5 protein-coding genes are annotated in these 6044 nt (G+C 33.4%); 2 read left to right on the top strand and 3 right to left on the bottom strand.

Features of this window, described 5'->3' with window-relative positions:
- Positions 1-965, bottom strand: a 965-nt coding sequence (locus AADI82_RS13155; protein ID WP_341216886.1) for an endonuclease, incomplete at its 3' end; no start/stop codon positions are given.
- A gap of 62 nt (positions 966-1027) precedes the next feature.
- Here AADI82_RS13155 and hflX point away from each other — a divergent pair.
- Both hflX and AADI82_RS13145 read left to right on the top strand, forming a co-directional pair.
- Positions 1028-2239 (top strand): GTPase HflX, encoded by a 1212-nt coding sequence (gene hflX / locus AADI82_RS13150; protein ID WP_341216885.1) that lies wholly within the window; start codon positions 1028-1030, stop codon positions 2237-2239.
- Positions 2240-2309: 70 nt separating this feature from the next.
- On the top strand, positions 2310-4550 hold the full coding sequence (locus AADI82_RS13145) for a transglycosylase domain-containing protein (RefSeq protein ID WP_341216884.1): 2241 nt from the start codon (positions 2310-2312) through the stop codon (positions 4548-4550).
- A 64-nt stretch (positions 4551-4614) separates the two neighbouring features.
- On the opposite strand, the gene AADI82_RS13140 is transcribed toward AADI82_RS13145, so the two are convergent.
- Complete coding sequence (locus AADI82_RS13140) at positions 4615-5547, bottom strand: DUF3078 domain-containing protein (protein WP_341216883.1); 933 nt, start codon at positions 5545-5547, stop codon at positions 4615-4617.
- Between the two features lie 80 nt (positions 5548-5627).
- A partial coding sequence (locus AADI82_RS13135; protein WP_341216882.1) for a DUF2480 family protein occupies positions 5628-6044 on the bottom strand: 417 nt, incomplete at its 5' end.

The raw sequence follows: 6044 nt of genomic DNA, 5'->3' as shown, positions 1-6044 counted from the left end.
TTCTTTAAAACAACATACACAGGAAAATGATCGCTATAACCACCTTGATATCTTTTACCAATATAAGTTCTAAAAGGAGAGCCTTTAAACTTGCCATTAAAAAGTTTTAAAAAATCTTCATCAAAAATATTGGCAGTATAATATTCAAAGAAATTATCAGAGGTTTTAAAAAAGTTTGTCGAAATCAAAACTTGATCAAATAAGTTCCATTGCCTATTATGTTTTGTTGTCCCTCGTGTAAAAGAACGCAATGTTTCCATTGGGTTAAATAAATTAAAACCGTTAACTAACTGCTTAATACTATTACTATGTGGGTCGTCATTAAAATCGCCAATAACAATAATTTTGGCATTATCATTTTCTAATCGTAAAGCGGTTATAATTTCGCCTACTTTATTTGAAGATGCCATCCGTTTAAATTCTGTTTCTTTTTCGCCTTCTCGTCTCGATGACCAATGATTGACAATAACATGAACTTTTTCGCCATCAAGCAAGCCAGAAACTAACAAAATATCTCGGGTATAATCTGGCAAGCCATCATCATCTATTAGGCTAATAGTAAACGTTTCAGAATTAGAAACTTCAAACATATTAACATCGTAAAGTAAAGCCACATCAATACCTCGTTCGTCTAAAGAGTCGTAATGCACATAACTATAATTGTGGCTTTCTAAATGTTTTGAAGCTAACAAATCTTCAATAACTTTAGCATTTTCAACTTCGCATAATCCAACAATAGCAGGATGTTTCCCTGTTTCCTTTCGTCCAATATTCGAAATAGCAAACCCTAATTTTCTAAGCTTATTATTGTAGCGCTTTGGTGTCCATTTTTTAACTGATGTTGGTAAAAAATCATTATCGTTTGTATGTTTGTTGTTGTTTAAATCAAATAAATTTTCAAGATTATAAAAGGCAATAGTTTGCATATTATGTCTTATGGGAATGTCTTCAAAAGTGTCAGTCATACATCAAAAATAGGGTTAAAAATATTAAAATTAAAATCACAGCAATTACGTAACTTTGCAATATGATAGAAGAGAAAGATCTTAACTTAGAAAGAGCTGTTTTAATAGGTGTTATTACTAAAGACCAAAACGAAGAAAAGTCTAAAGAATATTTAGATGAACTTGAGTTTTTAACCTTTACTGCTGGTGGATATGCTATAAAACGCTTTACTCAAAAAATGGACATGCCAAATCCTAAAACCTTTATAGGAACTGGTAAGATGGAAGATGTGCGCATTTTTATTGAAGAGAATGATATCGGTACCGCTATTTTTGATGACGAATTGTCTGCAGCGCAAGAACGAAATATTAGTAAAATTCTTAACTGTAAAGTATTAGACCGAACAAATTTAATCCTCGATATTTTTGCACAACGCGCCCAAACAAGTTATGCTAGAACGCAAGTAGAATTAGCACAATGTGAATATTTATTGCCTCGATTAAGAGGGATGTGGACACATCTTGAGCGACAAAAAGGAGGTATTGGAATGCGTGGGCCTGGAGAGACTGAAATTGAGACTGATAGACGTATTGTGCGCGATAAAATCGCTTTACTAAAAGAACGCATAAAAACTATCGATAAACAAATGGCGGTACAACGGGGAAATCGTGGTAAAATGGTACGTGTAGCTCTTGTTGGGTATACCAACGTTGGGAAATCGACTTTAATGAATGTGATTAGTAAGAGCGACGTATTTGCTGAAAATAAGCTATTTGCAACACTTGATACTACCGTTAGAAAAGTAGTTATTCAAAATTTACCTTTTTTATTAAGTGATACCGTTGGTTTTATAAGAAAACTACCAACACAGTTAGTTGATAGCTTTAAAAGCACTTTAGATGAGGTTAGAGAAGCCGATTTATTACTTCACGTTGTAGATATTTCACACCCTAATTTTGAAGAACATATTGCTTCTGTAGAGAAAATTTTAGGTGAAATTAAAAGTGGCGATAAGCCAACTATTATGGTGTTTAATAAAATTGATGCTTACGAGGCTGAACCTTTTGATGATACCGATTTAATTGCCGAAAGAACCGAAGCACATTACAGTTTAGAGGAGTGGAAAAAAACTTGGATGAACAAAGTAGGGAATAACGCCTTGTTTATTTCGGCACTAAATAAACAGAATTTAGAAGATTTTAAAAAACGTGTTTATGATGAAGTTCGAGAAATTCACGTGACACGTTTTCCTTATAATCATTTTCTTTACCCCGATTATGAAGAAGATAATTAATATATACTATTTTGAATAATACTCCAAATATAATGTATCGGGATTTCCAATTATGAAGTGGATTTCAAAAATGTTAAAAAATAAATGGGTAAAATGGAGCTTGATTGGTTTTGCTTCTATTATCGCCTTTTTTGTTATCCTGTATATCAGTATTTATCTGGGTGCTTTTGGCAAACTGCCCAATACAATCGAACTGAGTTCTATTAAACAAGAACAAGCCACACAAGTGCTAGATAAAGACGGTGCTTTAATTGGTAAATATTATATTTACGATAGGCAACCTTTAGAGTTTCAAGATTTTCCGCAACACTTAATTGACGCACTTATAGCAACCGAAGATGTACGTTTTTACGAACACGACGGAATCGATAATGTGAGCTTAATGCGCGTGTTTGTTAAAAGCATTATTCTTCGAGATAAATCAGCTGGTGGCGGAAGTACCATTACGCTTCAATTAGCCAAAAATTTATTTGGGCGTAAAGATTATTTCATGTTCAGTATGCTAATCAATAAATTTAAGGAGTCAATTATTGCCAAACGTATTGAAGAACTATACTCTAAAAACGAAATCTTAACGTTATATTTTAATACCGTTCCGTTTCCGGATAACACTTATGGTATTGAAAGTGCTGCGCGAAAATTTTTCAATAAACCAGCTTCAGAATTAACCTGTTCCGAAGCAGCTACTTTGGTTGGTACTTTAAAAGCAACCACCTATTTCAATCCAAGAATTAATTTAGAACGTAGCCAATCACGACGGAATGTTGTGTTTCAGCAAATGCTTAAATATGGTTATATTTCGCAAGATTCTGTAGATGTTCTTAAAAATAAAAATGTCGTTTTAGATTACAAGTCCTTTAATCATGATGTGGGTTTGGCACCTTATTTTCGTGCTCAAGTAAAAAAGGAATTAACAGCTATTTTGGATTCTATCAAAAAACCAGATGGGAGCTCTTATGATTTATATAGAGATGGTTTGATTGTTCATACTACATTAGATTCAACCATGCAATTCCTTGCAGAAAAAGCAATGCAAGAACATCTCACGGATTTACAAAGTATTCACGAAAAATCTTTTGGAAAAACAGCACCGTGGAATTCAAATAAAACCATTATTCAAACTGCTATTAAAAATCTTCCTAAATATAAATCCTATCAAAAAGCAGGATTAACAGAAGTTCAAATATTGGATTCTCTTTCAATAAAACGAAAAACGGAATTGTTTAACTGGACGGGTGATAGCATTCAAAATATTTCGGCCATAGATAGTTTACAGTACTATTTAAAATTTTTAAATACTGGAATGCTTACTATTGAACCCCAAACAGGCGCCATAAAAGCCTATATTGGTGGTATTGATTATCGGTATTTTAAATACGACCATGTGTCGCAAAGCGAACGTCAAGTTGGTTCTACCTTTAAACCTTTCGTTTATACGGCGGCTATTGAAAACGGTATGAAACCGTGCACTTATTTTTCATTGAAAGAAGTCACTTATACTGATTTTGATAATTGGACGCCAACCAATTCTGGAGGAAAAGAAGAGGATCCACATTTAAATTATAATTTAGAAAAGGCTTTGAGTAATTCAATCAACACCATAGCCGTAAAAGTTTTAAATAAAGTGGGTATTGAAAATGTGATAGAACAGGCTGAAAAATTAGGCATCTCCAAAGAACTTCCTAAACAACCTTCGTTAGCTTTAGGCGTAGCGGAAATAAATTTAAGAGAACTTACAGGTGCCTATGCCAGTTATGTGAACAATAGTAAAGGTGTAACGCCGTATGCCATTACCAAAATTGAAGATAAAGAAGGGCGTACCATTGCGAGTTTTGAACCACAGATTATGGAAACACCTGCCTACAGTAATTATACAAGACAAGTGCTACTAAAAATTATGCAATCTACTGTTAATAGCGGGACAGCCTCTAGATTACGCTCAACATACTATCTTAAAAACAAGATTGCTGGAAAAACAGGTACCACGCAAAATAATAAAGATGGGTGGTTTGTTGGTATCACTCCAAACTTGGTAACTGTTACTTGGGTTGGGAATGACAACCATAGCATTGGCTTCAAATCTACAGGAATTGGGCAAGGTGCTAATTCTGCATTACCAATTTTCGCTAAATTTTATCAGAAGTTGAATGCTGATGCTCATTTTGCTGACATTACAAAAAGTAATTTTGAAAGCTTTTCGCAAGAGGTTATTAACGATTTAGATTGTAATCCAGAAAAACGGGATGGTTTTTTAAAAAGGCTTTTTGGAAGAAAACATAAAAAGAAAAAATTTAAAGAGGACAATGAATAGATATAAAAAATGCGCTTCTCAAAAAAGGAAACGCATTTTTTAGTAAGTATATTTTTTTATGTTTTTAAAACTTGTAATTAAGCCCTAGCATCCAGTAAGATTGTAACTTGTTGTCGGTGTTTTCAAGTCTTGCAGCAGATACACTTCCCGGTTGACTTTGTTGATAGTTAAAAGCCTCTTGTTTGTTTTGTCTTAAACCAAAATCAAACCCAACACCAATCATTTTCCATAGGGTGTATCCAAAAGAGTTGGTCCAAGTCCAGTTCGATAAATCTCCAGATTTATAACTTTGGAACATCGATAAGTTTGTTTTAAAACTTACAGCATCAATTTGTCTGGTATAATCAACAAGAATTTTTGCTCCTAACGACGATTGAAAATCAATAACTGAATTACTGCTAAATACAAAGTTGTAGTTTAATGGATGTACAACCACTACTAAATCTTTAACAGGCGTCCAAGTAGCACCAACACCTAAATCTAAAAACCCAGGGTCGTTAAAGTTGCTTAAAAGGGTTGTTCTATATTCTCCCATTCCAGAAATGGCGAATTTTTCACTTAGTTTTTGTCCGTATAAAGAATTAATATTGAATACGTCTGTCGCTTCTCTAAAGGTATCACTGTCTGTTGGGTCGTCTTTATCATCTAATTTCACCCAAGTTAAATTTACGTTAGCCGCATTTCTCCAAAAGAATTTATCTTGATTTAAGTTCGCAAAAGCATTAAGGGTAAAGCCAATGTTCCCAGAGTTATTGTTTGGCGTGCCTTGAGCATACCAATTTTTAAAACTGGAAATACTTCCGCCAATAGTACCAAAAGCTCCTTTTTTCCAACCGGGCAAAGCATCTATCTGTCCTTGAATAGCATTAACACGTCCTTGAATGGCTGCAATAGAATCTTTTTTAGCAGCTTGCGTAGCTTTTAACTCTTCTAAAGTTTGTGCGTTTATCGAGATTATTCCGATAAAAAAAGTAAATAATAATAAGTTTTTTTTCATTTTAAGTAGATTTAATTTTTTTTAGTTGTTCAAGTAATAAGACACTAAAGTGTGAATTTAGGTCACAGCAAAAGTAGAAATTATTTTTTTTTGAATAAAGGAACAGAAGAGCAAGCTTCGCCATACATTATAGATTTAGCAACAGATTTTAGTTTAGTTGCCAACATAATATAAGCGTTTTGTGGAACAGGTTTTTTTGAGCAGCCTTTAATGATAATGGGCTTATCTGTAAATTCTGAAACATCGAGCGAATTTATAACATCTTGATAAATAGAAGTTTCTAAAGATTCAAGGTTGCCGATAATAGTTTTTTTAGTAAAAGGTTCTAAATGAATACTTAACAGCATAAACGCCCAAGCAGGAATAATGGCATCTGTACTACAAGTTAACGCGACATAGTTGTCTTGATATTGCGACCAATCGTGTTCTGAAGCTTTTTGTCTAAACTCTTTTTCTCGCAAAACGAAACCTTCAAATAACCAATCTTTAATATCAAA

Origin of the sequence: uncultured Wocania sp. (genome assembly GCF_964021735.1) — a bacterium.
Lineage (GTDB): Bacteria > Bacteroidota > Bacteroidia > Flavobacteriales > Flavobacteriaceae > Wocania_A.
This window is presented reverse-complemented; position numbering and strand designations above follow the sequence as displayed.